Raw genomic sequence first — 26728 nt, forward strand, 5'->3', positions numbered from 1 at the left:
ATCTGCGATTTCGTTCATTAACCCAAGAGGCGGAGCACGGATTGCCGGGCCTGGGATGCCAGCGAGAGCGAGCTGATTCCAAGCTGCTGAGAGGTCTGCAATGCCAGAAGATTTGCACCTTCTTCGTTGAGATCCGCGATGGTCAGGTTGTCCGCTCCAATTTCAAACTCATTGACCATGTCCTTGGTGAACTCCTGCCGCAGCGTGATCACGTTGAGCTGATTCGCCAACTTTGCAGACTGCACCTTGAGTTGATCATCAAACAACTCCACCTGTGTAATGACCGTGCGCAGCACATCCCGAAAGTTCGCATCGCCCCAATCCATTTCCCAGGAATCTCCATCGATCCCGTGAGTCTGGACGTGCAGGCTCGTAAAGGTGTTGGTCGAACTCGAAAGTGACAGCGGTCCCTCTGCTTCTCCGTTTGCATCAAGCTCGGAAACAGGTCCGTAAATATTGAATCCTGTGATCACCAGTGTGGATTCATTGATTCGTTCGTTAAATTGAATCACGATATCCTGGTCATCCCCTGCCATGTCACTCGGATCTGAACGCTGGATGAGATTAACCCCCAGATAAGAGGTATCCGCAGCCACGGTCTGGATCTGGCGCATCACTTCATTGAATTGCACACCCAGATTCCGGCGTTCCTCCACCAATGCCTTATCACCGGCATCGTTGGCAATTGCTTTGGCTTGGTCCAACAGGGATCGAATCGTATTCAAACCCGTTTCCGCTGATTTGATAGTCTGAATCGCCTGACCCATTCCATCCAGACGCGCCTCTAATGAAGATGCCCTGTCCTGAAGACTCAGGGAGGCAAAATAGGCGGTCGGTCCGTCAATGGCGGAATTTACCTTCCGCCCAGTCGCAAGTCGCTCCTGGGTGCGACTCAGCAACTCGTTTGTCTTTTGCAAACTCAACAGGTTGGTTCGCATTCCAGATGATAAGGAGATATTGTCCATGACGTTCTGTTTAGTTCTGCGACCACCAAGCTTGAGGCATGCCAAAATCATAAAATCGATTGACCTGCATCCGGAAAAAGAGTTGAACAGGCAGATTTCGAACATCTTTAAATTGCTACAAATAAGCAGTTTAAGAAAAATTCAAACAATCGCCTGGATTCAATAAATCGCTTCAATCTTTCGCTTTTTTTGCTTCCGCATCGGGAAGAATATCGGTTACACCTCCCTTGCTGGAAAAAAATTCCTATCTGGAGAACGGCATTGACTCACTTGGCCTGCGTGATTGATCTCATTGCTTTACGCATTTGCAACGCAGCAAAAAAACACGTCACCGCATCAGGGTAACTGCCATGTTCCAAATACTTGTAGCCGATAAAATTGCAGAAACAGGAGTTGAATTCCTTCGAAACCAGAAGGAATTTGAGGTCATCGAAGCCTATGGTTCCACGAAGGAGGAAATCCTCAACATCGTTCCTTCGGTCTCCGCCATCGTCGTACGCAGTGAAACCCAAATCGACGCAGATGTCATTGCCGCAGCACCCCTGCTCAAGGCAGTCGGACGCGCGGGTGTCGGCGTGGACAACATCGATCTCGATGCAGCAACCGAACGCGGCATCGTGGTCGTCAATACTCCAGGTGGGAACACCATCGCAACTGCCGAACTCACCATGACTCACTTGCTCTGCAGTTCGCGTCCCATCGCGCAGGCGGACCGCTCCATGAAACAGGGGAACTGGGATCGGAAATCGCTTAAAGGAGTTGAGCTGAAGGACAAAACACTCGCAGTTTTGGGCCTGGGTCGCATCGGTGCAGAGGTTGCAGCCCGTGCCCAGGCATTTGGAATGACAGTCATTGCTTACGATCCCTTCCTCACCGAAGCAAGGGCCAAGGCCATCAATGTGGAGAAAGTGGATCTGGATGAGGTATGGGCGCGTGCGGACTACATCACGGTGCACATGCCTTTGACGGACAAAACCCGCAACATGGTCAACCGCGATGCATTCGCAAAAATGAAGCAGGGTGTGAGGCTGGTCAACTGCGCACGCGGGGGCCTCATTCACGAGCAGGATCTGATCGATGCGATTGAAAGCGGAAAGGTGAGTGCAGCTGGCCTCGACGTCTTCGAGGAAGAACCCCTGCCCGCAGACCATCCCTTTCGCAAATGCGCCAATTTGGTGCTCACCCCGCACCTCGGTGCCTCAACAGAAGAAGCGCAATACAATGTTGGCATCGAGATTGCCGAAGTCATTGCCCGCATTCTCAAGGAAGGGGTAATCAGTAACGCCGTCAATGTACCCTCGGTGGATGCCCACACCCTTCAGCAGCTTCGACCCTATTTCCGATTGGGTCAAATTCTTGGCACAACCGTGCAGCAGCTCACACCCGATACCATTCAGCGCCTGCAGATCACCTACTATGGACGTCTGGTCGAACTGGATACCATGCCCTTGAACCGCGCGATTCAGAAGGGCTATCTCCTGCAGATTTCCGGAGAGGAGATCAATGATGTCAATGCGGGTTATTACATGAAACGCCTGGGCATTGAGGGGCAGATCACAAAGTCGAGCAGTGATACTCCCTACAGTGAGTTGATCCAGATCGAAGCCATTCTCGAGGATGGCAGCTCCTTGAGTGTAGAGGGCACCGTCATGGGTCGCAATCTGGATCCCCGTATCGTTTCCATCAACGGTCGCGACCTTGAAGTAACGCCGCGCAATGTGCTCATGCTGGTCGAAAACAAGGACATGCCCGGCATGGTTGGCATGCTTGGAACCATCCTCGGAAAACATCAGGTCAACATCGCAAACATGACACTCAACCGTCGCGAGGCGGGTCAAAACGCTCTTGTCGTCTTTGAACTCGACCAATTTCCGAGTGATGAAGCGGTTGCCGAAATCACATCCAGTGACCGCATTGTCGATCTCAAGCTGGTCGACCTGACCCGCATTAAATAATGTGACACCATGAATCCGATTTTGTTGCTCTGCCTTTGTGCACTGGTGGGTTATCTGATTGGCTCTTTTTCGAGTGCGGTCCTTGTCGCAAAAGCCCATGGTGTTGACATCTTCACGGTTGGCAGTGGCAACCCCGGTGCAACCAATGTCAAGCGATCCATCGGTAAGGGTCCCGGAAACCTCGTGTTTTTCCTGGATTTGCTCAAGGGATTTGTCGTCGCATTGTGGCCTTTCATCCCGTCCCTTCACGCATGGACCTCCAGCTCGCTTCCACCCGTTGTCTTGAGTTTGGCGGGACTCACAGGTGCACTGGCCGGACACTCTTTTTCACTCTACATTCGTTTTCGTGGAGGAAAGGGAGTCGCCACGGCAATGGGCGGCTTGCTCGCGATCATGGCACCGGTTGTTCTGCTCGGCATGGTAATCTGGGTGCTGGTTTTCTACGCCTTTCGCTATGTGTCGCTCGCTTCCATCGCATTTGCAGCCAGTCTTCCCCTCTTCTGCTCTGTCTTCTGGTGGATGGACTGGCAGTTGCTGCGGTCGTATGGATGGATTGAATGCAGTATTGCTGCTGCCGTCTTCCTGCTGATACTTGTTCGTCACCAGAGCAATATAACCCGGTTGTTCAACGGCACTGAGCACAAATTTGAAAAGCAGCGCCATGCATCTGGCAAACGCTCCAACGCATCATGAAAACCATTCGCATCGGATTTCTCGGACTTGGCACAGTTGGTCAGGGAGTATGGGAACAATTGATATTGAAGTCCAAGGTTTGGAACGAAAAACTGGATGTGGATTTTGTGCCCGTCAAAGCTTCCGTTCGCAATCTGAGCAAGAGGCGGGATGTATCCATCCCTGAGCATGCACTGACCACGGATTCCATGAGCATCGTGGAAGATCCATCGATTGATGTGATCATCGAACTCATCGGTGGAATCCGCGATGCGAGAGAGCTGACACTCCGCGCCTTTGCAAACGGGAAATCCGTGATCACTGCAAACAAGGCATTGATCTGCGAACATGGCAGAGAGCTGCTTGAAGCCGCGCAGCTCGCAGGTGTGCAGTATCTTTACGAAGCCAGTGTCGCAGGCGGCATCCCTATCATCAAAGTCATTCAGGAAGCTTTCGTCGGAAACCGCATCCATTCCCTGCAGGGCATTCTCAACGGAACTTCCAATTACATCCTCACGCGCATGGAACGCGCATCGATCCCCTACCCTGACGCCTTGGCTGAGGCCAAAGCACTGGGATATGTGGAACAGGATGAATCCCTCGATCTTGATGGCTTTGACGCAGCCCACAAGCTCATCATCCTGGCCTACCTCTGCTACCAGCAATGGTTCTCTATCGATGATATTCATGTAGAGGGTATTCGAAATGTATCCTTACACGACATGCGGGCTGCAGCACGGCAGGGATACAAGATCAAGCTCATCGCTACCTTGCGAAGAATACCGGAACAGGACTGCATCGAATGCTCGGTCCGCCCTTCTCTGGTTCCCATGAGCAACAATCTGGCTGCGGTAGAAGATGCTTTTAACGGTGTCTGCATTCAGGGAGACATCGTCGGAACTTCCTTCCTTATCGGACGCGGTGCGGGTCGGGAACCCACTGCCAGTGCCGTCATCAGTGACATCGTGGATCTGGTTCGCAATCCCAAAGAACGCAAACTCATGGTTGCAGATCGAACCGCTTCTCTCGCGACTCCTGAAGCGATTCACCAGTCCTACTATCTTCGCATTGAGGTTGACGATGTGCGGGGTGTGCTGTCTGAGATCACTCAAATTCTCAGTCGAAACAACATCAGCATTTCAACCATTGACCAATCGCTTGATACCCGACGCGCTTCTGCCTCCATCACGCTGACCACACACGATTGCCGCGATCAGGATGTCAAACTCGCTTGTCAGGCCATTCTCAATCATAGTTTCGTAAAGGACGACATTGTGGTGTTTCCTATTCTTGAAATCTAAGATCAGGATGGGTTTACTTACCCCATGCGCGAACATCTCGACACCCTTCTTTCCGAACTGAAAAAACTCCGGCAGCAGGGTGTCTCCAGTCTCCTGATTGAACCAGACACGCTCTCCCTGCTCGAATCGAGCGTACAAGACATCGCGGCAAAATCTGCTACGCAGCCGCCCACAAGGGAAATATCTCCCACCCCCCCGCTTCAGGCTGACTCAAAACCGGAACAGTCGACTGACAAGTCCCACGATCCCGCTTCGAAAGCCAGGCAGAAGGATTTCCATGTCATCCCGGAGGTCGTATTGCCAGAAGGGGATAAAGCTTCACAGTGGAACTGGTTGCGCAAGCGTGTGCAGGAGTGTGAGGTCTGCAACCGCCACGTTCGCCCGGGCAAAAAAGTGGTTTTCGGTGTTGGCAATCTTGATGCCGATATCTTCTTCTGCGGAGAAGCTCCGGGTGAAGAGGAAGAAATTCAGGGAGAACCCTTTGTGGGACCTGCGGGACAGCTGCTCACCCGCATCATCCAGACAATGGGCCTGAGTCGGGAGCAAGTTTACATTGGAAACATCATGAATTGGCGCCCCGAGACGGATCAACCGTTCGGAAATCGCCCTCCCACTGAGCAGGAAATGGCCTTCTGTCTACCCTATCTCAAGGCACAGGTTGCCGTTGTGCGTCCGAAGGTCATCGTCGCCCTCGGTGCTACGGCCGTCAACGGTCTCTTAGGATACGATCCAAAGCGCTCCATCACCCGCAGTCACGGCCAGTGGCATGATTTTGAAGGCATCCCAACACTCATCAGTTTCCACCCGTCCTACATCCTTCGAAATGGGACCAATCGAGTGAAGCGTTTGATCTGGGAGGATATGCTTACTGTCATGCAGCGTCTCAGAATGCCCATCACTGAAAAACAGCAAAATTTCTTTAAATCCTAAATGGATCCCACACTGCAAGCAGCTTGCATCAACTCAACAAAAAGGCGGTGAAGATTTTCACCGCCTATTCGTTAAATTCCCGTTCTGCTGTTATTCGTCGCGCGTCAACATCAGCAGATAGAGCAGGTTTCCCAGTGAAGCCACAAAGGCCGCCACATAGGTGAGGCCCGCCGCATCCAGTGTGCGCCGCACACCCACCAGTTCCTCTTCGCCGACGAAGCCCAGCCCCGCGAGTTCCTTTTTGGCACGCGCGCTGGCGTCAAACTCCACGGGCAGCGTAATCAGTTGAAAAAGGGTCAGGATCAAATAAACCGCAACGCCAAGCTTGACCAGGCCCATGATGCCAAAGAGAAATCCTCCAATCATCACAAAAGGAAGCATCTGGCTGGCAATCTGAGTGACCGGCACCAGTGACATGCGCCACTGCAGTGCTTTGTATCCCACAGCATGCTGAATCGCATGACCCGCTTCATGTGCGGCAACCCCTAACGCGGCAAGGCTCGTGCCATAATAGTTATCCTTGCTCAGCGCAAGTTGCCGGGTCATGGGATTGTAGTGATCCGTAAGCTTGCCGCGAATGGCAACGATTTCCACGTCATCGATACCGAAGCGACGCATCACGTAGGCAGCAGCCTCCCGTCCGGTAATGCCGCTGCGTGAGGGTACCTGGGAATACTTGTTGTAAGTTCCCGATACCTTTGCCTGGGCCCAAAGCCCCAGCAATAGCGGAATGATGATCAATAGAATATACAGTCCCATAATTGTTGTTTCTCCTTAAACGGTGAATGCGAGTGTCTCCTGCAAGGGAAACCCTCCATTCAAAAAAACTATTTTTTCACGAATTTGATTGCAGGAATCGAGCAGATTTCAAGGTGATTCTGTAAGTTCCTTCGGCACCTGATAGAGGATTCGTTCTCCTACTCCATTCCTGAGCTTCAACCACGAATCGATGGCAAGCCTGATACCATAGACACTACAGGTTGGCAGGCTGTTCAGAACATCTCCGGTGAGTGCGTTCGCACAATCAGTTAATGTTGGATTATGCCCAATGACCATCACACTTTGCCAGCTGTCTGGAAACTCGCGCAGGATGGATTGCAACTGATGCACGTCTGCAAGGTAGATGCGTCGATCCAGCATCACTGAGGATTCGTCCTGGTCCAGCCCTCTCGCAATCAGACGCGCCGTCGTATTCGCCCGAATCGCCGAACTGCTGACAATCTGATCTGGAACAATCTGCTGTGCCCTCAGAAACGCAGCCATGCGAGGAGCATCGCTGCGTCCCCGTTCGTTCAACGGACGATCAAAATCTGAAGAGGCAGTCGAATCCCAGGCGGATTTCGCATGGCGGATGAGGTAGAGTGTTTTCACAGCAGATGGTGTATGGGTCTTGCTCGATGTTACCCTGCAAAAACTATTTCAATCCATACAAATTACAAGGGTTTGATATGCAATGATCATTGTCGACATCGTTTCTAGAGCGTGCGTTGCCTGCTTCAGCAACTTCAGGCCGAACCTGATGGTTTCTTCGCCGTTTCAGCCTGCGACACTCTCCTGCAGCTCTTCAATCGGATAAGTCCATATCTCAGACAGTGTGGGATGATACCACTGCACCTTCAACATGTCCTGTAGCGTCAGTCGGTTGCTCACTGCAACCGCAAGCGAGTGCATCAATTCGCCACCGTCACGTCCTACACACTCCGCCCCCAGAATGGTCCCGCTGGATCGTTCAGCGTACACCCTCACAAAACCGTAAAGTGCATCCATGATCAGCGATTTTCCATGATCGCCAAATGGGTAGATCGCTTCAAGGAAATCACATGACCTCATTTCAAGTTCTGCTCGTCCTAAACCTACAGCTGCGATCTGGGGGTCGGTAAAAACCACCCGTGTGAGTGAATCGTAGTCCACTTCCCGGACTTTTCCTCCAAGCGCATGATGCACAGCATTTTCCCCTTGCAGGATCGCAACATGAACAATTTCTGCAGGCCCGGCACAATCCCCAGCAGCATACACAGCCGGATTGGTGCTCTGCTGCATCATGTTTGTTTGGATGTGACCACTGGGCGAAATTTGAATATCCGCATTTTCAAGATCCAGGAATTCTGTATTGGGTTTTCTCCCCAGCGCATTCAGAACTGCCTGTCCGTGGGCAAGGTGTGTGATCCCCTGGTGCTGAAACTGGACCATCACAGAACCCTCAACCCGGCGAACCCAGTCCAATGCAGTATCCGTGAAGACGCGAATGCCTTCCGCCTGCATGGCCCGCTTGAGTACTGTGCCCGCTTCGACAGAAAACTCCTTTATCAAGTGAGCACTTCGCTGAATCAGGGTTACTTCAACACCAGCCCTGTTGAGAAATTGTGCCAGTTCACACGCAACAATGCCTCCACCCAGAACAACCATGGAAGCGGGGAACTCCTCAGCGGACAGGATGTCATCGCTGGTCAGATAACCAACTGTGTTCAATCCGCGAATATCCGGCGCGTCCACTCGTGAACCCGTTGCAATCACATACTTATCTGCCCACAATTCCGTTCCATCCGCCAGCTGAATGGTGAGATGATCCAGGAAGCGAGCGTTGCTGCGATAAAGAGTGAAACGTCCATCCTGCAGTTGACCTGCACGATAGCCTGCAAATCCACTGATCAGCTGACGTTTGCGCTCCTGCAAGGCAGCAACATCAACACGCACCCGATTTTGTTGAATACCCAGCCTTGTTCCTTTCTGTACACTGTGCACCAGCTCGGCAGTGTAAAGCAGGGTTTTCGATGGCATGCAGCCTTTGAGAATGCAAAGTCCGCCAAGTTCATCAGATCCGTCTACCACAGCAACTTTTTGAGTGTATTCCAAGGCAGTGCGAGCAGCTGCATACCCTGCACTCCCACCTCCGATGATAATGATGTCGTAGTGATTGTCTTCCGCTCCCATTCCTCAAACCTCCAGTAGATCAGGTAGTTATGATTGCCTCGCTTACTCCTGCATGCAAACCAAAACACGAATTCATTTGGGTCCAGTTGCGATTTTACGACAATAGCAAAAGTGCAGGCTCCGAACCCGCCCCAAAATCAAAAGTCCATCCCGACGAAAATCGAAAATCTCTGCATCTGTCCACATTCAGATAACAGGTGCGTGCTCCACACCGCTACCCAACGGCAGCTCCACCACAAACGTTGTGCCTTCTCCTTCACGCGTACGGAAGTGTAACTTGCCCCGGTGTTTGCGAACCACAATGTCATAAGTCATCGAAAGCCCCTGGCCTGTTCCTTTTCCCACTGCCTTAGTCGTGAAAAATGGATCAAACACACGCTCTGCCACCTTGGGATTCATTCCGCTGCCCGTATCCTCTACTTCGATCACGGCATGGTCTTGAGTTCGACGGGTGCGAATCACAATTTTGCCTTTTTCAAAGTCGCCTGCTTTCACCCGATCTTCGATGGCGTGTGCGGCATTGACAATGAGATTGAGGATGCTCTGCTTGAACGGACCAATGTCAACCGGAACCATACCCAAATCAGCATCCAGCTCCGTTTCCACATCTGAGACATACTTCCATTCGTTGCGTGCAACCGTGATGGTCGACTGAATGGCCTGATTCACATCTTCATGACTGATCTCCCCGGATCCCGGATGTGAGAAATCTTTCATGGCCTGCACAATATCCCTCACACGGTGCGCGCCTTCCAGCGATTGACTGATCGCAAGGGGAACTTCTTCCATCAGAAAACCAAGATCCAGCTTCTCGGCCAATTCCTTGAACTTTGACTCCAGTTTTTGGTGTTCTGGAATTGAAGAGTTTAGTTCTGACATCACGCCTTGATAGAAAGACATGAACTCGGAGGCCGATTCACTCAAAAACTGCAAATTGTCACTGATGAACTGAATCGGCGTATTGATCTCGTGTGCGATTCCCGCTGCCAATTGACCCACTGCCTCGAGTTTTTGGGCCTGACGCAGTTGCATTTCCATTTGATCCCGCTCCCGCTGCATATCGTAGCGTTTGCTTACATCTGTAATCAGACTCTGAAACAGAAACGAACCATTCTCTCTGGTTTCCCGGAGGTAAATTTGATCCTCAACCCAGCAATACCCACCACCCTTCCTGCGGATGCGGTAATCCATCGAAACATGCTTTTCACCCGAAGCAAACGCCGCTAGCGTCGCCGTACGCAATCCTTCCACATCATCGGGATGCACGATCTGAAGGAAACGCAGGTGGCGCGTCAAAAAATCTTCTTGCTCGTATCCAAACAGGGATACCGTTTTGGAACAGAAACTCACATCCCACGACCCGGTCGATTGCAACAGAAACGCGCACGAACTGCTATGGTTCACAATCTCCTGCAACTCATGAAGTTCATCGTTGATGCGCTTCTGATGGGAAATATCCATACCCGTCCCCACCACCCCAACGATTTTCCCGGACGAATCACGCAGCGGAACTTTGTTCGTGTTCAGCCAGATCATCGAACCTGAATCCTGAAATGCGCTCGACTCCTGCACGTTAACCTTGGGTCGACCCGTTGCGATGACTTCCTGCTCATCACAAAAGTATTTCATCGCATATTTGTGAGGGAAAAAATCAAAGTCGGATTTCCCAATCAACTCTTCGCTGCTTTTGCAACCCATGTAACCGGCAAGCACTTCGTTTGCCATGATGAACTTGCTATCCTCGTCTTTTGCGTAAATGAATGCGGGAAGAATATCGATTACGGTCCGCAAGAGACTGTGCTCCTCCTGAAGAACCGATTCCATCATTCGCTTTGAACTGACATCCACGATGGAGCCGACCAAAAATTCGGGCATTCGCTCGCTTGTTTCATGACGACGAACCGAGATTTCGAAAAACGACTGAGAACCCGATTCGTTTGTAGCCATGATCTCAAACTCGGCAGCGGGTTGAGAGGAGTCCCGTTCCCGCAATACGCGCAAAAGATCCGTTACAATCCCCTCCGGTAAGATTTGCTCGAGGGACTGTCCGACACATTCATCGACCTCAGCAACCCCGGAAAGGTGTGCAAATCTTGTATTTGCCGCCATCAACTTCAACTTTGCATCACACACAAAGACTGCTGCCGGAAGGCATTCGAGCAATGCATTCCAGACCGCTGAGGGGTCGGGCGTTATCGAGTTCATGATGGATTCGCCAATGTTCAGACTGACAATCTATCTATCGCCCAAAAAACAGGAAGGTTAAGGAAATCCGTCAATTCCATGATTCCCAACTGACAACTGTGCATACTGCCTTTCCTGCTCAATACATTGCACCAATCAGGCATGAATGCATGACTGACGGCGGCTCCAGAATGCACTTTCAGCTTTTCCGTCGTTTTGTCAGCTCCCGAACTTCGCGTTCATACGCAAAAATGAACTGCTGAGCAATGCCCGCGTATTCCCCAAAGTGCTGTTGCGCCCATTTCAGCACTTCATTCCGCTTTAGTCCCGACAATCCGTAGCGATGTTCCATTGCTTTCAGGATCCAGGTGTCCAATGGGAACGACTCATATCGCCCTCCACCATAGAGCAGGATGCAGTCGGCTACTTTCTCTCCGACTCCGGGCAGGCACATCAATTCCGCCCTTGCCTCTGCAAATGGCAGGGATTTCAGACGTCGAAAGAAATCAGGATCGGCAGCAATGTAACGCGCGCTGCCTTGGATGTAGTTGCAGCGATACCCGGTGCGGCATCGTCGCAGCACCTCCAGATCTGCCTGAGCCAGCACTTCCCATGATGGGTATTCCCACCAGCCTGGCTCCACTTCCTCTCCCAACTCCCGCGACAGGTTATGGAGCATCTGCCGGATCTGGGGAATCTGTTTGTTGGAACTGCACAGGAACGTCAGAATCACTTTCTCTACAGGTTGTCTGAGGATGCGCAGTCCCGGAAAGGACTCTACACAGCGCAGCAAGTAGCTGTCTTGCTCCAGTGGAAGTCCCTCAAGGTAGAGTTCATGCGGTTCGTTCAGGCGGAAAAAAACGCCAAGTGCATCGCGAACTTTCTGCCCTTTGTCGCGCCTCAAGCTTGAAAACTGCAAGCACCCATCTGAGGCAAGCCGCAATCTCACAAGCACACCGTCCAGAATACCAATCCAGATCGCAGTGCACTTCCCCTCTGGGTCGAGAGTCGCTTCCATTGCACGATCCCGCTCCCATTGAAAGGTCTGACCACCTTCGAGAAGTTCTTCAAGCACCCGTGAGCTGAGGCGAAATCCAGCATCAAGCGTTTCCCAGGTCAATGCATTTGCCTCCAGCTCTTTCATTCCAGGCTGGCTACACCTTGCCTTCCCCTGGATTCCTCCTGGGGCAACTCCCACAGGTAGCTTTTATACTCGGCAAGCTTTTCTCCATCTGCCTTGCCAACACGGATTCGCCAGGCAACGGGAAGCCCCCGTTCAGCCTGCTCGGAATCGGTGAGGCCTAGAAACACAACGTCCGTGGACTTGCGTATTTCGGGCAGTACAAAGTCTTGCCTGCGCAATCGGGAAGTGCCCGGTTGCAAAAACTCCAGTTCGAAAAGCGTTCCGGAGGGCAACTTCTCGATTTTCCGGTTGAGATAAACCACGAAGTAGATCCCTGCACGTTGTTCCGGGTCACTTCGCAAGATGACCCGCTTCCCAAAGTGCTCCCTCCCCGTAAAATACTCGGCAATGCGAAAAAATGCCTTCGCCTCCATCGATTGCACCCGCACTTTCTCAACCTTCAATCCCTCGTCGGCAATGCTCTCAGACGGACACAAGAGCAACAGGAAAGCACTGCACACAGCGGCAGCACAGCTTTGGCGCATCACTTGTCGAAATGTTGCCATACTACCGATAATATTGCTGCGCCATGGATACACTTTCAAAACAATCCTTCGGCAAAATTTGCACAAACCGACTGGGTTCCATGCGCACTGGAGGGCCGCCCTGAGTGGTCAGAATGGGATAGGAAAGGTAAAGCTCATCCATTGCCCGCGTCACCGCGACATAAAACAAGCGGCGCTCTTCTTCCACATCATCCGATTCAATCGCACGCTTGAGCGGCAACTGCCCATCCGCAAGGCCGATGACAAAGACCACCGGAAATTCCAGGCCTTTCGATTGATGAATCGTTGTCAGCCGCACGCAGTCCGTATCGGGATCAATGCTGCGGTTCGAAGTTTCACTGTTGAGCAGGATCAACTGAGCCAGCAGCTCTTCCATCGTATCAAAGCGTGCAGCAAACCCAATCAGGCTTTCCAAATCATCCATACGATTGGTCCAGTTCGGATAAACCTCACGAATAAAACCACTGTACCAACCCTCGACTGCGAGTTCGACCACGCGCTCTGGATGTCGGGTTTCCACTGCTTGCTGCACATCTTTTAAGGTCTGTACCAGAGAGGGCCATTGCTCTTTCGCAGGCTCTGGAACCCGCTTGAATACCTTGCTATGCAGCAGGGCGTCAACGAGTGAAATCGACTCCCGGGCAGCCAGTGCCTTGGCGTCGGCGAGCAGTTTGAGTGAAGTCCTAGCTCCCACTTTGGGCAACAATCCCGTAAATCGCATGAAGGCCGTTGCATCCTCTGGATTGCAGGCAAAACGAAGCTGTGCCACCAAATCCCGCACGTGGGCCTGCTCAAAAAACTTTACACCACTGGTGATCACAAACGGCAATCCACGGCGAGACAGCTCGATCTGCAAATCCATTGCATGAAAATGCGCGCGATACAGCACTGCAATATCACTGAAGGAACGCCCGCCTTCTTCCACAAGACGCAAAATCCGGGAAGCCACAAACTGCGCCTGCTGCCGCGTATCGACCGTTTGAACGAAATAAGGGTGCACGATGCTTTCGCGCCATGCCCGCAGTTCTTTTTTGAAGCCAAGTCCCGGGGGCTGCGTTTCGAGCACGTTGTTCGCAAAGCGCAAAATCTCCGGCGTGCTGCGATAGTTCGTTTCAATTTTGTAGATCTGCGTCCCCGGGTGGCGCTCCGCAAAGGAGAGAATGTTGTCAATATTTGCGCCTCGCCAGGTGTAGATACATTGCGCATCGTCCCCCACCGCCATGATGCGATGGTGCGCGCCCATGAGATCAATGATGCGGGATTGCAGGATATTGGTGTCCTGATACTCGTCCACGAGCAGATGACGGAAACGGTTTGCATAGTAGTTTGCTGCCTCCGTATCGCTCTCCATTACCTTGAGCCAATACTCAAGAAGATCGTCGTAGTCACAAACTTGCTGTTCCAACTTTCGGGCTTGATAGAGCTTTGCAAACTGTGCAATGCGGCCAGACAACTCCGCAAAATAGGGATACTTGTCGGCGAGCACATCATCGATATTCTGCATGGTGTTGCGCGCGTAGCTCAGCATGTTTGCGATCACTTTTGCACGCGGATAATCTTTCACTTTCAAAAACTCCTTGTCGGTGTCTTTGATGGTCTCGGTGAGAAGGGCTTCTGCATCGGTCTCGTCGATGATGTTAAAGGAACGGCTGAGTCCCACACTTTCCCCGAACGTTCGCAAGACACGCTGACCGATGTGGTGAAATGTGCCTCCCCAGAATTGCTTCGGAGGAATACCTGTCAGCGATTCCACTCGCTCCAGCATTTCCCGTGCTGCCTTATTCGTAAAGGTCAGCAACAGGATTTCCCCCGGAAGAACCCCCTGACGCAACAGCCAGGCAACCCGATAGGTCAGCGTGCGTGTTTTTCCGGAACCCGCTCCCGCCAACACCAGTGCGGGACCATCGGGCGAAGTCACCGCATCGTATTGCTCGTCATTCAGTGTCGCCCGAAAATCAATCGACTCGAGCACAGCGCGATCCGCAGAAAATGGTGTTGAAAAATCCACTGCTTCCATCAGTGGCATGCACGGGAAAAAATCAAACCCAAACCGGTTTCAGACCCAGATTTCACTTCACTGCGTCTGCGATTCCTTCACATCAAGCTCAGGCTCTGGAGTCTCCAGATAGCACAGGTGATTGATCACTCCCGGAGCCACGCCCAGTAGCATGCGCTGCTCTCCATATTCCACCACCACCAGAAATTGCCGATTCCCGAGTGCCTTCGTTTCCCGAATGCGAAGGTCCTTTGAAACCCCGAATTGTCGGATGGAATTGCCACCGCGTTTGGTGTATATCCAAAATCCAGCCACCGCAGCCAGCATCACAAGAAAAAGTGCGAGCGACCCCATCAGCCCAGATCCCGATGGCTTTGCTTCAAACCAGGGTTCGGAACGTGCACGGGGCTGTAGCACGGCTCCATCCTGCTCCACCACTGGTGCAGTGACAATCTCTTCCCCAGATTCATTTCCCTCATCGCTCATGCCAAATGGCACCATTACAGAGGTAAAGAGCAGCAGGCAGGTAAGCAGTTTAGAAAGTTGGCAGACTTGATTCATGGATTGCTGACAGGGTGACAGGGATATTCGGGATGATTTCGATGCATTTCGCAAGGACTTCACCCCAACTCTGCTCACAATAACAAATCCCGGTCATCCGTGACAATCTCCGTCACTTTGATTCCGAAATTATCATCCACGACTACCACTTCACCGTAGGCAACCAACTTGTCGTTGACATACAATCCGACGGGGTCCGTTGCCTGCTGCTTGAGCTGCAGTACCGTGCCAGGCGTCAGCTCCATCAGCTCCTTCATGGGAAGAAAGCACGACCCCAGCTTCACACTGAGCTGCACTTTCACATCCATGACCATGTTCAAATTGTCTTCGTTTAACATCCTCTTTGCTCCTGTTCAGATTAGAATTCCGGCGAGACTGCAGATCGCGCCTGTGTTATCGGATAAACTCCTTCAGTTCAACAGCGACCCGTCCATTCTGAATCCCGATCTCCCCGCGAAACTTTTCAACTCCCTCAAATTTCACTTCCGTGTGCTCAATGATATCAGGAGACAGTTCAATAACGTCGCCGACTTTGAGGGAAATCACCTCTGAAACACGTAATTTTTCAAGTGTCCATTCTGCGGTCGTATGTACCCCGATTTTGCTGAAACTCTCATACCAGCGCGCTTCTTTGGCAGATGAACCCGCATTCTGGGCACTGTGCTTGTGCTTCGATTCCATGCGCTTGATCAGCATTTCGATCGAATAGTATGGAAGTGCCAACTGAATGCTCTCCGAGCAATCCCCGAGCATGGTCTCCATCGTCAGAACGAGCATGATCGCATCGTGCGGCGAGGTCTGCAGGAAACGTCCATTGGTCTCCTTTCCGATCAGATAGGCATTCATCTCGGGAGCATCCTCCCACTGGGCACACCATTCACTGAGGATGATCTGAATCACCTCATCCACCATCGTCATTTCGATTTCTGTGAGATAGCGCTCGTCTTTGATCGAATGCCCCTTGCCACCCAGCATGCGATCCACCACGGTCATGGCCAGGCGTGGATTGGTCGCCATGATGCCAATTCCCTCAAGCGGGTCGACCTTGAACATGTTGATGTAGGTTGGATTGGGAATCGTCTCTACAAACTGCAGATAAGGCGTGGTCGTCAGCTGGGACATCTTGATTTCCACATCCATCTTGAGATACATCGACAAGCGTGCACTCAGGTAGCGAATGAAGTCCTCATGGCTGATGCGCACATGGCGCAGTTCATACTCCGTCAGAAAGATCGGGTTGCGGAAATCATAGGCCTCCACATAGAGGTTAGGCACATCATCGATGCGCTTGCCCTCCCAGGAATAGACAACGTCCTGCTGTTCACTCGCAGCCTGTGCAAGTAAGGCATCGATACCGCCCTGACTAAGAAGAATATCGTCTTCGTCTCCCATGCTTGAACCTTCCGCAAATGCTAAAAATCAATCCTTTGGGTAACCCAGTGCATTCGGCATCACTGCATCACGAACTCCGAAAAATAAAGCCCTTCCACAATCCGGCTCTTCAACACAGAATCATAGGCTGCCATCAATTTGCTACGCACTTCATTTTTTACCCCCGAACTCTGCAAGTCGAGCGAGCTGAGCGATGAAAGCACCGTAATGGTCGCATCAATCAGTTTCACCCGATTTGCGTCAATAATGGTGGCAAAATCACTGCGGCTTCCCTCCAGAACAAAACTCACTTTCACGTAGCGGTTCATGGAAGAACCCGAAAGATTGGCTATGATATTTTCAAACTCATAAGTTGTTCCCGATGGACCCTTCGGCACAGCAGCTGCACCATGCCCGCCTCCATGAGCGTCATTGCTCGCGGCACTGTGGCCTTGAGCACCCGAGTCAACTCCACCTTGGCCTGTCGCCTCAAACTGCAGTTCTCCACCACCCGCCTGAATCACCGATTCTGTGACGGCAGTCTGGATCTGTGGAATAAAGATGAACTTTGTCAGCACAAAGGACAGTACCGGCATCAATACCAGCACTGCAATGGCTGGGATCAGTGGACTTCCCCCACTACCGGAGCCTGGAGTGATTTCTTCAATTTGTTCGTTGGCCATATCGGTATCCTTTCTAGATGAGAAAGTGGGCTTCGTCAAAATCTACAGGAGTGTCTGATTAATCGCCGGGCAACTCCTATCATAAAGTTACCCGGCTGATCCTATCCTATATATCCTATCACTCTAATGACTGCGGATAAACCGCAGTAGTAGATTTGTGACTCAGTTAATCGGCATTCCTTTTAAAAGATTTAGCGTTTTAAGTTAATTACTTCCTGCAAAATGGTGTCAGCAGTCGTAATGATGCGCGAGCCTGCCTGGAAGGCGCGCTGCGTCGAGATCAGCTCGGCAAATTGTTCAGTCAAATCCACATTCGAAAGCTCGAGAGCTCCCTGCTTCAATTTACCCAACCCGCGTTCTCCAGGAACTCCGTTTTCGACAACGATCCCGGCTACCTGTGCGCCGGAGTAAAGGTTATCCCCTTCACGCACCAACGCCTGCGGATCCGCAACATCCGTCAACAGAATTTGCCCGACTGTAAAGAAGTCTCCCGTTTCCAGAAGCAACTGTACCTGGCCATCACTGTTGATCGCATAGGATGCAATTCCCGGAAACTGCTCCCCAAAGGCATCGGCTCCAAACGGTCCTCCACCTCCGAGCACGTCATCAGTCTGGTCATTGATCACCAGTCCATTGGCGTTATCATACTGCGGTAGCTCGATCTTGACATCACCAAAGTTGGCCGGGGCAGCCGATGCCGCCATCGTGAAGTTGATGTCGCTTCCCGGAGGAGCTTCAAAAATCACGCTTGCAGTGGTGTAACCCTGTCCGGCATTGGTCATTGTGATGCCCGTGATTTCCCCCGCAGCATTGACAATTGCTGTGGCGCGCGCTCCAAACCCATCTCCTCGGATGGTCACCTCAGGCGGATTATTCGGATCGTATCCCGTCCCGATCGGACCAAATGCGATCTCATCGTTCACATCGCCAACAATTTGAGTTCCCACAATGTTCAGAGCGGGAACCGCCTGCGCCGGTGCGAGTTCACCATCACCAAGCCGGGTTCCCGTCACGATAAAGGTCGCTCCTCCACCGTTCAGTCCCTGGACCCGCAATCCACCCTGGGTGACCAGATATCCCGCATTATCCACGCGCAAATTTCCAGCCCGGGTAATGTAGGTCGAACCATCCGTCGGATCCTTTACCTGGAGGTATCCCGCTCCGGAGATCGCAATATCCGAAGGAATGCCTGTATCGGTCACATTGCCCTGGGTGAAAATCCCTTGCGTTGTCTGGACTCCAACCCCCGTTCCGACTTGGTTTGCGGTCGAACTCGCCCCCGATCCCGCCGCAGAACGCTGCAGGATGTTATTGAAGGATTCCCCATACTCGATGCGGCTTCCCTTGTATCCAACCGTGCTGGAATTGGCGATGTTACTCCCCAATACTTCCAAGCCCTTGGAGAAACTGCGCAGTGCTGCAACACCGGCGCCCAATGATCCTGATACTGGCATGATCTATTCCTTTCGTTCTTTTAAATACAGTTTTGAAATTTGCTGTTGTTCCCGTCCTTAAGCTCCACCGGTCACCACGTTCAGGGTGGAGGCGACGGCATTACCGACGCTGCTCAGCACTCCCGAGCGATCTTCCACTGCGGTGACAAGATCCATGGGAAAGATTTCGTCATTCACCACCAGCCCCACCAGTTGCTCAGTGGTACCGTCCAGGTTGAGCTTTTCAATCAGCTCGACCCGTTCTACCGTACCAGTGAACTTGCCTTTGATGGGGTCATCGATCGTCACATCCTTGCCCAGGTAGGACTGTCCAGTCAGGCGCAACTGCAGTTCCTTGTTATCGACCATGCCCTTACTCAGGGAACCCATGGTCTCCAGCATGGAACGGTTGAGGTTGCCTTGTTCAGACATGAAGCTTTCAAAATTGCTCGCGAGCGAGCTGATCGCATCCACCGATGAAAAACTGCTCATCGAAGCAATAAAATCCATATCACTCATCGGACTCATCGGATCCTGATTCTGGAGCTGCACCGTGAGCAGTTGAAGGAAATCCGCTTGTCCCAATTGTGTGGACTTCTTCGCTACGGGACTCGACCCCGAAGGCGATTCTCCTGCAGCCTGGGAAAGCAGATTCTGTTGATTGGTAACGGCGACTGGCATGGCTTTCCTTCGGTTTAGGCGTATGAATGAACCGGACCACTGCGGCCGGTTGCTGCTGTAGTGGATTCCGCTCTCACGGACTGCTGCTCCTGGAGCACGGATTGACTCTCTTTCCCTTGCACAGGATTACCATCCAAGCGAACCCCGTTGCTTTCCTCTGATGAGGAATGTGAAATCTTGACAAACTCTGGATCGCGCAGTGTCACTCCGCGGCGGGTTGCCTGCCTTCGAATGTCTGACCAGTCTTCCTTCAACTGATCGAGAATTCGAGACTCCCCTTCAAAAACGGTCACCACTGCACCGCCATCGATTCGGATATCCACGGATATTCCTTCGGCTTCCTCACCCAGCGATACCTTGACGCGATTCTTGCCACTGTCGCGCATGCGTTCGATGTGGTTGACAATCTGATTGAGCACCCGGGCCGAGAGCATGGATGCCGCATTGCGATCCACCAATTCGGTTTGCTGTGCCGACTGACTCACCGACTTCACTTCCTGAGTGCTTTCAATCCACTGCCGCATTTGCTCGCCACCACGGGAGTTCCCGCCCGCATCGGATTGTCCCCCCATGCCCGATTGCCCCTGATGCGTCAGTCCAGCTCCATCAGAACGCGATTGAACTGCCGACGCACGATTCTGCGTACCTTGCTCCGTTTCAGCTTTCAAAAAGCCTTTTTCGGAGAGGGCAAAATCGGCGGATTTCGGTTCGCTATTCATTTTATGCACAGGCATTGCACTCTGCTGAGCAACCTTAATGCCAAATTCAGGATCTCCGCTTCGGCTTCGTGCTTCCCCCGGCATGCCCAAGGATTTCAGCGCATTTTTTGCTCCCATCAACTGAGAGTCGGATTCTGACATCAGCGATGCACGGGTAGTTTTTGCCGGGCGATTCGTGCCTTTTGACTCTGGCAATGGCATAACTTCACCATCACCTGTGCTTTTTACCTTGGCATCTACACTCGCCTGCAGGGCTTTGCTCTCGCCCACTGCAGCTTTACCCTTGGCAGCGACTCCCTTATCGCTCCCATCCAATTTGGCCTGTGAACCTAACGAAAGACTGCGTTTTTCCAAAACCGACTGCATGTCACCTTTTTTCATGCTGGCTGCGGCCCCCTGCTCGCCTGCCGCATGCTCTCCCTTGGTCGCTTTGCCTTCAGTTGTCGCTTTGCCTGCATCTCCGGTCTTCGCCGCAAGGCGCAGGTGCATGGTCGAACTCAGTTTTCCCTGCTGCTCTTGCTTGCCAGCTGCACCGGCCTTTCCGTTCCCTGAATCTCGAGCTGCATTCTCTGCCCCCACATGGGAGGACTGGCCATGCTCTGTCTCACCCTTGGCCTTCCCCTCTTCGTTGGACAGGCGTTCAGACTTGCTTTCCTTCGACTGTTCCCGGGTGCTTGATTCCGAACGCGTCTGTTCACCCTGATCACGGGAATTTCCAACGTGTTCTGCCGATACCTCCGAGTCGTCCATTGGTTCATGTTCGCGATCCGAAATCTCGGATTCGCGCTCTGTCTTTGCTTCGCGTTCGACAATGTCCGAGCCGCTGCGGCTGGACGCATCATCCTGACGAAACCGTTCAAAAATCGATTCAAACTGCCCATAATTCCCCTCGGAATGAGCAGGTGTGCGCTGATACGGAGCATGCAGCTCCCTGAAGTCCAATGCGGATGCACTGGAACGCGATTCTATACTCCCATGATTCATGACAGAAATCCGATCAGTTCTTTTCTTTATAATGTAACCGCAGCTCTTCTGAGAGTTTGGCTGCTCGACGAATCGAAGCAGGATCTTCTGCACCATTCTTGGCGAGTTCTTCTAAAATAAGGGCCACCACATCCGCTTTCATCAGCGATACGATTTTGACAACGAGCGCATCATCCATCTCCTCAAATATCGCAACTGCCGCTGCAGGGGTCATACTGGAGTAGCTGTTTGCCAAGGTCCGCAAGTTGGCAATTTCGTTGTTTCTTACAATCAGGATTTGGTCACTCAGGGCCTTGTGGCGCCGTTCAATTTCAGCCTTGAGCTGCTCCAGCTCTTCGCGCTCAACAGCAAGGTGCGCTTCCAGATTTTCCAGAGAAGTCTCACGCTGCTCCAGCAGCTGCTCACGCTCTTTCAGTTCCGCCACATAGCGATCAATTTCTTCAGTTTTGAAATACCAGTCGTGGGCATCCGAACGGCTTTCGAGGATTTCATCGATACCCATTTTGACCTCAACTTCCGGCTTTTTGATCCGGGGAATTTGCCATTCATGCGTCATCAGTGCCCCAAGATAACCAGCGAGGTGCAGGAAAAGCGCGAGCACCATGAGTACCCATGAAGATCGCAATAGTTTCATGCCCCAGTGCCCCCTGTGGATAGCGCTCTGCGCGCGTTAAACAAATCATCCTGTAACTGTTGTTCCTTGAGCAATTCCTGTTGCAGGTGCTCGGTCCGCTGCCGATTCTTGAGCTTGAGCAGCAATTCATGATTGCGATTCGCTTCCAGATAGCGGGAACGCTCTTTCAGTTCATGCTGGGTCGCTACGCGCAACTCCTGTTCAAGAGCCTTCAGGTGTTGCTGCGCGTCAGCCATGAACATCAGAAATCCCTGCTGAGTCGCACCTCGAAAACTCTGCTTTTGTTCCGCCATCATCTGCTCGTTCATCTGCTCCAGATTTCGCAAATGCGCCTCGATCTTTCCCTCAACCGTACGCCGTGAAGCAATCGCACGCGAATACCGCTGCTCCGCCTCGTTGAGCAATCGCTGCCGAAGGATCAGCACACTTTTTAACCTGAAATCAAAACGCTTCATGCATCACCTACTTCAGAATACTCCTCAGTTGCGCAAAACTGTCGCTGCGAGCGATTGACTCGGCAGAATTCTGTTTGAGAAAAGTCATGAGATTCGGAAACTTCGCAATGGCTCGGTCAATTTTCGGGTTACTCCGCGGTGTGTAGGCCCCAATGTTGATCAAGTCTTCATTTTTACGATAGAGTGCAAGCAAGTCTCGTGCCTCTCCAATCAAATTCAATTCCTCCTCTGAACAAATATCGCGAACCAGTCGACTCACACTCTCGAGCACATCGATGGCCGGAAAATGATTTGCAGTGGCCAGCGTGCGATCCAGAACCAGGTGACCATCCAAAATACCACGAACCGCATCGGATACAGGTTCATTCATGTCATCTCCTTCTACCAGAACAGTATAGAACGCAGTGATAGATCCGTTTTCTCCCATTCCACTGCGCTCAAGCAGGCGCGGAAGCAGTGAAAATACAGATGGAGTGTAACCACGCGTTGCCGGTGGTTCACCAACGGCAAGTCCAATTTCCCGCTGTGCCATGGCCAGTCGGGTCACGGAATCCATCAGAAACAACACATTTTTTCCCCCGTCCCGGAAGTACTCTGCAATGCGGATGGCAAGTTTTGCCGCCCGGATGCGCATGGTGGCTGACTGATCGGAGGTCGAGATGATCACCACACTCTTGCGCATGCCTTCCTCACCAAGATCTTTTTCAATAAACTCCCGAAGCTCACGCCCGCGTTCACCCACCAATGCGATCACATTGACATCCGAACTTCCACCCCGCGCCAGCATGCCGAGTAAAGTGGACTTTCCAACGCCACTGCCTGCAAAAATGCCCAGTCGCTGTCCTACCCCTACTGGCACAAAAGTATCGAGTGCCTTCACTCCAGTCTCAAAAACGTCCTGAATGCGCTGTCGTTTCAAGGGATTGATCGCTCCACCCGACTGAAATGCCTCGTAGTCTGCTTTCAGATGCTCATGCGTATCCAGCGGATTGCCAAGTCCATCCAGAATTCGCCCGAGCAACTGTTTCCCCACCGGGATGCGCAATCCTCTCGGTGATGCAACCACCTGACAACCTGGATGGATGCCTGACACTTCCTCCAGCGGCATGAGCAAGACGCGGTTCCCGCGAAATCCGACCACCTCGGCCATGAAGTCCTGTCGATGCCGGTCTGAGGAAATCTCACAAACCTGTCCCAATGGCACATCCGGCCCCTCACTCTCGATTACCAATCCCGTCACATCGAGAACACGCCCTACTTTTTCAACAGCGTGAAAACGACCGATGTTGCGGTTCATCTTCTCAAAATTGTCACGCACAGACCAATCCATCACTCAACATCCCCTTTCTAGGATCGAAGCTGATCCTCAATGTGTTTGAGTTTGGTCGCGACCCGCCCATCGATTGCACCGAATTTGCTGACGACGCGACAATCCGCCGAATCCAGCTGCGGATCTGCGCGAAACACACAGTGCGGGAAGCGATGCTCCGCATCCTCCAGATAGGACTGCAGCAATTCCAAATCTTTCTCACACAAAAAAACTTCGATTTCTCCACGATTGCCCGGTAAATCACTGATGATCTCCTGCACGATGCGTTGAACCATTTCACCGTCGATTTCGACTTCGGCCAGGACGCGCCGCGCAATGTGGGTCACCAATACCGGGATCTCCTCAAAGACCTCCCTGAGGCATTGATCAACCTTCAGGTCCATCTGCTCCAGTGTCTCACCCAGCAGTTGCTGCACTTCGGTACGCTGCTGCAAAATCTGATTATTGTAGGACTGAGTGGCCTCCTCCCTGCCCTTTGCGTAGGCTTCATCCACCTGCCGCTGACAATCCGAAGCATCCACCCGAGGTGCACCATGGTAGGTCAGTTGGATCGATTTGAGCGAAGCACCAAATGCAATGTTTTTATACGACAACACGGTCTGATCCATCCTGATCGATTGTGATTTCGCCCTCTTCCTCGAGCTTGCGCACGACCTGAATGATCTTGTCCTGCGCTGCTTCGACTTCCTTCAACCGCACGGGTCCAAGCATCTCCATTTCTTCCAGCAACGTTTCTGCCGCCCGTTTGGAGATGGAGTGCATCATGGCGTCGCGCAGTGCGGGGTTTGCCGATTTCAGCGCAATCGTCAGGTCGCCCATGTCGATTTCGCGAGCCACCCGCTGCAGATCGGTTCCCTGCAGACGAAGCAAATCTTCGAAGCTGAACATCTTCTTGCGCACCGCGCTGCCCACCGTCGGGTTTTTCTCCTCGAGTCGGGTCAGAATGCTCTTGCTCGTCTCCTTGTCCAGAGAGTTGAGCAGATCTGCAACCCGGCGCACGCCCCCGCTCTGATTGAAGGTTTGCTGTTCATCCCGATCAATATTGCGCGCCAGCGTGCGAACCACCTTGTTCACCAATTCCAGAGCTGTGGATTCCATCGAGCCAATGCGCTCCACCACTTCCTCCCTGACTTCCTGGCTGAGCATCTTTACCAGCAGCGAAGCCTTGCTGATATGAAGGTATGACATGATGAAGGCGATCGTCTGTGGCTGTTCGTTCTTCAGCAGATTATAAATTTGCCGGGGTTCGAGTTGTCCAATCTCTTCGATGATCTGGACCGAGCTACCCACTGGCGCCACCCTGCCAAGGATGCTCGATGCCTTGAAATCACCTTTGGCCATTTCAAGCGTTTTCTGGGCATACGGAGCACCTCCCAGGGTTGCAATCGAACTCTGACTGACGATCCCGTAAAAATCCTCAATTACCTTTTTCTTGATCTCATAGTCAATGATCTCAAAATGGGACATTTCCTTGACCAGCACCTCCACATCAGGATCTCCGAAATGTTTCAGAATTTCCGATGCAACCTCCGGACCAATCACGATCAGGAAGAGCGCAAGCTTCTGAAGCTTTCCGAGCTTGTCATACTCAATATTGGGAAGGGCGTCCATTGTCACGGCTTCAAATGGGTTTTAAAGGTTACCATTATTGATCAGGAAACGCCCAGTTCTTGAGCGCCGAGCTGATCTTGTCGGGGTTTTGCTTGATTAGCTCATTCAGCAGTTCCGGGGAAATCGTCGGCGTCACATCCTTTGCTTTCGACAGTGCTCCGTCAATGCCACCGTTCATACCGTCATCTGACGGAAAAACCTCCATGCGATCCCCTGAAGACGCAGCCCCGCGAATCATGCGGAAAAAAATCAGCAACATCACGATCGACACTACGATGGCAAGCACCCCTCGCATGCTGTCCATGAACACAGGCAGGCTGAACGAACGATCTCCCCCCATTCCCTCACCAAAGGCATTGGAAGCAAAAGGCATTTCCTGAATTGTCACTTTGCGCTGCAGTTCGGCATCGTTCTCATAAGTGATTCCAAGTGCGTTTACCACCATCATGCGGATGGCATTCAATTCCGCTTCATCCCGCGATTGCGGTTCCATCACTCCCTGTCCGTTACTCACAACTGGTGTGGCCACAAAAACCGAAGCCGTCAGGTCGCTGATCTGACCGGGGTTTTTCACCGTTTCAATCGTGGTACGGTTGATCTCGAAGGTGCGATCCGTCGTCTTCCGTGTTTCATTGGTATTGCTCAATACATTATCCCGCTCGGGGTTCTGCGTTCCTCCGGCGACATTGGATTCCTCCCCTGCCACTCTTGGTCGCGAACTTTCGGTACTGACGACCTGATTCTCCTGGCTGTTTTCCCGCCGAGCCACCTGGCTGTCAGGATCAAACTGCTCCTCGATGAGAGTCTGCATGTCCATGTTCAATCCCACAGAAACCCGGACCACCACATTCTCCGCACCCAGCACCCGCGCCAACATGCTTTCGACTTTTCCGGTGTAGTAGTCTTCCAACCCCTTGCGATACTTGATCTGGCTGGAAGTCATGCCCATGTTTCCGTCGTCCTTCAGCGCCGCCGAGAGCACATTCCCCCGGTTGTCCACGACCGCAACATCATTGACGTTCATTCCCTCCACAGCATTGCTGACGAGTGAACGAATTGAATCCACTGCCTCCAGTGGAAGAGTTTTACCACCGGTATCCACAAAAACAGACGCTGTCGGCTTTTTCTCCGACCCTGTCAACAGAAGTTCATTTTCTGGTATCACAATCATCACACGCGAGGATCGCACCCCGTTGAGTTGATTTATCGTCCGGGAAAGCTCGCCCTGAACTGCACGCACAAAATTTGTGTGCTGAACGAAGCTGCTGATTCCAAAACTGCCGGAATCAAAGATCTCATAACCAACGCCTCCGCCAGTCGGAATCCCCTCCGAGGCCAAACGCATGCGCAGGGAGTGTACTTCACTGGCCGACACATAAATGGAGGAGCCACCGTTGCGGATTTCGTATTTCGCGCCCGCTGCTTCAATGGATTGCGTCACTTCCGCCATTTCCTTGGGGTCCATTCCTCCATACAGCAACTGTAGCCTCGGTCGGCTTGCCCATACCATCAGTGCAATGCATACCCCCACTATGGCAAACACCGCCAGTGCAAGTGACACTTTCTGGTTTGTACCCAGTTCCCGCCAAAGTCTTCTCAATTGCTCCAAAATATCTCCCATGCTTCCAGCCTTTCTACACCTT

The 26728-nt window shown here is 52.2% G+C and carries 25 protein-coding genes; 4 read left to right on the plus strand and 21 right to left on the minus strand.

All coding sequences use genetic code 11. The annotated features are described in order from the left end of the window. Nucleotides 1-17 precede the first annotated feature (17 nt). Nucleotides 18-917: a flagellin gene (locus tag ABQ298_11710; protein ID MEQ9825040.1), complete on the minus strand. Its 900-nt coding sequence runs from the start codon at nucleotides 915-917 to the stop codon at nucleotides 18-20. 398 nt (nucleotides 918-1315) lie between these two features. Here ABQ298_11710 and serA point away from each other — a divergent pair, with 398 nt between their 5' ends. From serA to ABQ298_11730, 4 genes are read left to right on the plus strand one after another with little or no spacing between them, the layout of a single operon-like run. Then, nucleotides 1316-2920: a phosphoglycerate dehydrogenase gene (gene serA / locus ABQ298_11715; GenBank protein MEQ9825041.1), complete on the plus strand. Its 1605-nt coding sequence runs from the start codon at nucleotides 1316-1318 to the stop codon at nucleotides 2918-2920. Between the two features lie 9 nt (nucleotides 2921-2929). Continuing rightward, the gene (plsY, locus tag ABQ298_11720; GenBank protein ID MEQ9825042.1) at nucleotides 2930-3613 is read left to right on the plus strand and encodes a glycerol-3-phosphate 1-O-acyltransferase PlsY; all 684 of its coding nucleotides are present in this window, start codon (nucleotides 2930-2932) and stop codon (nucleotides 3611-3613) included. Next, a complete protein-coding gene (locus ABQ298_11725) occupies nucleotides 3610-4893 on the plus strand; it encodes a homoserine dehydrogenase (protein MEQ9825043.1) in 1284 nt (427 codons plus the stop codon). The genes plsY and ABQ298_11725 overlap by 4 nt, the downstream gene beginning before the upstream one ends. 24 nt (nucleotides 4894-4917) lie before the next feature. Beyond that, a complete protein-coding gene (locus tag ABQ298_11730; protein ID MEQ9825044.1) occupies nucleotides 4918-5823 on the plus strand; it encodes a uracil-DNA glycosylase in 906 nt (301 codons plus the stop codon). Between the two features lie 90 nt (nucleotides 5824-5913). Here the strand turns inward: ABQ298_11730 and ABQ298_11735 are convergent, their stop codons facing one another. From ABQ298_11735 to fliF, 20 genes are all read right to left on the minus strand, one after another. Further along, the gene (locus ABQ298_11735) at nucleotides 5914-6582 is read right to left on the minus strand and encodes a zinc metallopeptidase (GenBank protein MEQ9825045.1); all 669 of its coding nucleotides are present in this window, start codon (nucleotides 6580-6582) and stop codon (nucleotides 5914-5916) included. 108 nt (nucleotides 6583-6690) lie between these two features. Continuing rightward, nucleotides 6691-7194, minus strand: a complete 504-nt coding sequence (locus ABQ298_11740; protein ID MEQ9825046.1) for a histidine phosphatase family protein — start codon at nucleotides 7192-7194, stop codon at nucleotides 6691-6693. A 165-nt stretch (nucleotides 7195-7359) separates the two neighbouring features. Then, entirely contained in the window at nucleotides 7360-8754 is a 1395-nt protein-coding gene (locus tag ABQ298_11745) for an FAD-dependent oxidoreductase (protein MEQ9825047.1), read from the minus strand. A 186-nt stretch (nucleotides 8755-8940) separates the two neighbouring features. Next, a complete protein-coding gene (locus tag ABQ298_11750) occupies nucleotides 8941-10959 on the minus strand; it encodes a PAS domain S-box protein (GenBank protein ID MEQ9825048.1) in 2019 nt (672 codons plus the stop codon). A gap of 178 nt (nucleotides 10960-11137) precedes the next feature. After that, the gene (locus tag ABQ298_11755; protein ID MEQ9825049.1) at nucleotides 11138-12082 is read right to left on the minus strand and encodes a DNA glycosylase; all 945 of its coding nucleotides are present in this window, start codon (nucleotides 12080-12082) and stop codon (nucleotides 11138-11140) included. Further along, nucleotides 12079-12627 (minus strand): hypothetical protein, encoded by a 549-nt coding sequence (locus ABQ298_11760; GenBank protein ID MEQ9825050.1) that lies wholly within the window; start codon nucleotides 12625-12627, stop codon nucleotides 12079-12081. The genes ABQ298_11755 and ABQ298_11760 overlap by 4 nt, the downstream gene beginning before the upstream one ends. A gap of 1 nt (nucleotide 12628) precedes the next feature. Beyond that, nucleotides 12629-14653 carry an ATP-dependent helicase gene (locus ABQ298_11765; GenBank protein MEQ9825051.1) on the minus strand — a complete coding sequence of 675 codons (2025 nt, stop codon included), beginning with the start codon at nucleotides 14651-14653 and terminating at the stop codon, nucleotides 12629-12631. Nucleotides 14654-14701: 48 nt separating this feature from the next. Beyond that, complete coding sequence (locus ABQ298_11770) at nucleotides 14702-15184, minus strand: flagellar biosynthetic protein FliO (protein MEQ9825052.1); 483 nt, start codon at nucleotides 15182-15184, stop codon at nucleotides 14702-14704. Nucleotides 15185-15258: 74 nt separating this feature from the next. Next, entirely contained in the window at nucleotides 15259-15522 is a 264-nt protein-coding gene (gene fliN, locus ABQ298_11775) for a flagellar motor switch protein FliN (GenBank protein MEQ9825053.1), read from the minus strand. Between the two features lie 55 nt (nucleotides 15523-15577). Further along, entirely contained in the window at nucleotides 15578-16576 is a 999-nt protein-coding gene (locus ABQ298_11780; GenBank protein MEQ9825054.1) for a FliM/FliN family flagellar motor switch protein, read from the minus strand. Nucleotides 16577-16635: 59 nt separating this feature from the next. Next, complete coding sequence (locus ABQ298_11785; GenBank protein MEQ9825055.1) at nucleotides 16636-17238, minus strand: flagellar basal body-associated FliL family protein; 603 nt, start codon at nucleotides 17236-17238, stop codon at nucleotides 16636-16638. Between the two features lie 191 nt (nucleotides 17239-17429). Beyond that, nucleotides 17430-18692, minus strand: a complete 1263-nt coding sequence (locus tag ABQ298_11790; GenBank protein ID MEQ9825056.1) for a flagellar hook-basal body complex protein — start codon at nucleotides 18690-18692, stop codon at nucleotides 17430-17432. A gap of 57 nt (nucleotides 18693-18749) precedes the next feature. Beyond that, entirely contained in the window at nucleotides 18750-19352 is a 603-nt protein-coding gene (locus ABQ298_11795; protein ID MEQ9825057.1) for a flagellar hook capping FlgD N-terminal domain-containing protein, read from the minus strand. A gap of 14 nt (nucleotides 19353-19366) precedes the next feature. Then, a complete protein-coding gene (locus ABQ298_11800; GenBank protein MEQ9825058.1) occupies nucleotides 19367-21055 on the minus strand; it encodes a hypothetical protein in 1689 nt (562 codons plus the stop codon). Nucleotides 21056-21068: 13 nt separating this feature from the next. Further along, nucleotides 21069-21659, minus strand: coding sequence for a hypothetical protein (locus tag ABQ298_11805; GenBank protein ID MEQ9825059.1), 591 nt, complete (start codon nucleotides 21657-21659; stop codon nucleotides 21069-21071). A gap of 26 nt (nucleotides 21660-21685) precedes the next feature. Next, nucleotides 21686-22144, minus strand: coding sequence for a hypothetical protein (locus ABQ298_11810; protein ID MEQ9825060.1), 459 nt, complete (start codon nucleotides 22142-22144; stop codon nucleotides 21686-21688). A gap of 7 nt (nucleotides 22145-22151) precedes the next feature. After that, entirely contained in the window at nucleotides 22152-23441 is a 1290-nt protein-coding gene (locus tag ABQ298_11815; GenBank protein ID MEQ9825061.1) for a FliI/YscN family ATPase, read from the minus strand. Nucleotides 23442-23491: 50 nt separating this feature from the next. After that, nucleotides 23492-24082, minus strand: coding sequence for a FliH/SctL family protein (locus ABQ298_11820; GenBank protein ID MEQ9825062.1), 591 nt, complete (start codon nucleotides 24080-24082; stop codon nucleotides 23492-23494). Next, entirely contained in the window at nucleotides 24057-25085 is a 1029-nt protein-coding gene (gene fliG / locus ABQ298_11825) for a flagellar motor switch protein FliG (protein MEQ9825063.1), read from the minus strand. Before fliG ends, ABQ298_11820 begins: the two co-directional genes overlap by 26 nt. A 34-nt stretch (nucleotides 25086-25119) precedes the next feature. Continuing rightward, nucleotides 25120-26706 carry a flagellar basal-body MS-ring/collar protein FliF gene (fliF, locus tag ABQ298_11830; protein MEQ9825064.1) on the minus strand — a complete coding sequence of 529 codons (1587 nt, stop codon included), beginning with the start codon at nucleotides 26704-26706 and terminating at the stop codon, nucleotides 25120-25122. Nucleotides 26707-26728 lie beyond the last annotated feature (22 nt).

The organism is Puniceicoccaceae bacterium, from assembly GCA_040224245.1.
In the GTDB taxonomy this organism is placed as follows: Bacteria; Verrucomicrobiota; Verrucomicrobiia; order Opitutales; family JAFGAQ01; genus JAKSBQ01.

Bases quoted from the DNA above. Each gene is read 5' to 3' on its own strand.
- ABQ298_11750 (MEQ9825048.1), bottom strand. From the start codon at position 10,959: ATGAACTCGATAACGCCCGACCCCTCAGCGGTCTGGAATGCATTGCTC.
- plsY (MEQ9825042.1), top strand. From the start codon at position 2,930: ATGAATCCGATTTTGTTGCTCTGCCTTTGTGCACTGGTGGGTTATCTG.
- ABQ298_11790 (MEQ9825056.1), bottom strand. From the start codon at position 18,692: ATGCCAGTATCAGGATCATTGGGCGCCGGTGTTGCAGCACTGCGCAGT.
- fliG (MEQ9825063.1), bottom strand. From the start codon at position 25,085: ATGGACGCCCTTCCCAATATTGAGTATGACAAGCTCGGAAAGCTTCAG.
- ABQ298_11800 (MEQ9825058.1), bottom strand. From the start codon at position 21,055: ATGAATCATGGGAGTATAGAATCGCGTTCCAGTGCATCCGCATTGGAC.
- ABQ298_11765 (MEQ9825051.1), bottom strand. From the start codon at position 14,653: ATGCCACTGATGGAAGCAGTGGATTTTTCAACACCATTTTCTGCGGAT.
- ABQ298_11725 (MEQ9825043.1), top strand. From the start codon at position 3,610: ATGAAAACCATTCGCATCGGATTTCTCGGACTTGGCACAGTTGGTCAG.
- ABQ298_11810 (MEQ9825060.1), bottom strand. From the start codon at position 22,144: ATGAAGCGTTTTGATTTCAGGTTAAAAAGTGTGCTGATCCTTCGGCAG.
- fliN (MEQ9825053.1), bottom strand. From the start codon at position 15,522: ATGTTAAACGAAGACAATTTGAACATGGTCATGGATGTGAAAGTGCAG.
- ABQ298_11755 (MEQ9825049.1), bottom strand. From the start codon at position 12,082: ATGAAAGAGCTGGAGGCAAATGCATTGACCTGGGAAACGCTTGATGCT.
- serA (MEQ9825041.1), top strand. From the start codon at position 1,316: ATGTTCCAAATACTTGTAGCCGATAAAATTGCAGAAACAGGAGTTGAA.
- ABQ298_11820 (MEQ9825062.1), bottom strand. From the start codon at position 24,082: ATGGATCAGACCGTGTTGTCGTATAAAAACATTGCATTTGGTGCTTCG.
- ABQ298_11785 (MEQ9825055.1), bottom strand. From the start codon at position 17,238: ATGGCCAACGAACAAATTGAAGAAATCACTCCAGGCTCCGGTAGTGGG.
- ABQ298_11735 (MEQ9825045.1), bottom strand. From the start codon at position 6,582: ATGGGACTGTATATTCTATTGATCATCATTCCGCTATTGCTGGGGCTT.
- ABQ298_11760 (MEQ9825050.1), bottom strand. From the start codon at position 12,627: ATGGCAACATTTCGACAAGTGATGCGCCAAAGCTGTGCTGCCGCTGTG.
- ABQ298_11780 (MEQ9825054.1), bottom strand. From the start codon at position 16,576: ATGGGAGACGAAGACGATATTCTTCTTAGTCAGGGCGGTATCGATGCC.
- ABQ298_11795 (MEQ9825057.1), bottom strand. From the start codon at position 19,352: ATGCCAGTCGCCGTTACCAATCAACAGAATCTGCTTTCCCAGGCTGCA.
- ABQ298_11805 (MEQ9825059.1), bottom strand. From the start codon at position 21,659: ATGGTGCTCGCGCTTTTCCTGCACCTCGCTGGTTATCTTGGGGCACTG.
- ABQ298_11770 (MEQ9825052.1), bottom strand. From the start codon at position 15,184: ATGAATCAAGTCTGCCAACTTTCTAAACTGCTTACCTGCCTGCTGCTC.
- fliF (MEQ9825064.1), bottom strand. From the start codon at position 26,706: ATGGGAGATATTTTGGAGCAATTGAGAAGACTTTGGCGGGAACTGGGT.
- ABQ298_11730 (MEQ9825044.1), top strand. From the start codon at position 4,918: ATGCGCGAACATCTCGACACCCTTCTTTCCGAACTGAAAAAACTCCGG.
- ABQ298_11745 (MEQ9825047.1), bottom strand. From the start codon at position 8,754: ATGGGAGCGGAAGACAATCACTACGACATCATTATCATCGGAGGTGGG.
- ABQ298_11815 (MEQ9825061.1), bottom strand. From the start codon at position 23,441: ATGAACCGCAACATCGGTCGTTTTCACGCTGTTGAAAAAGTAGGGCGT.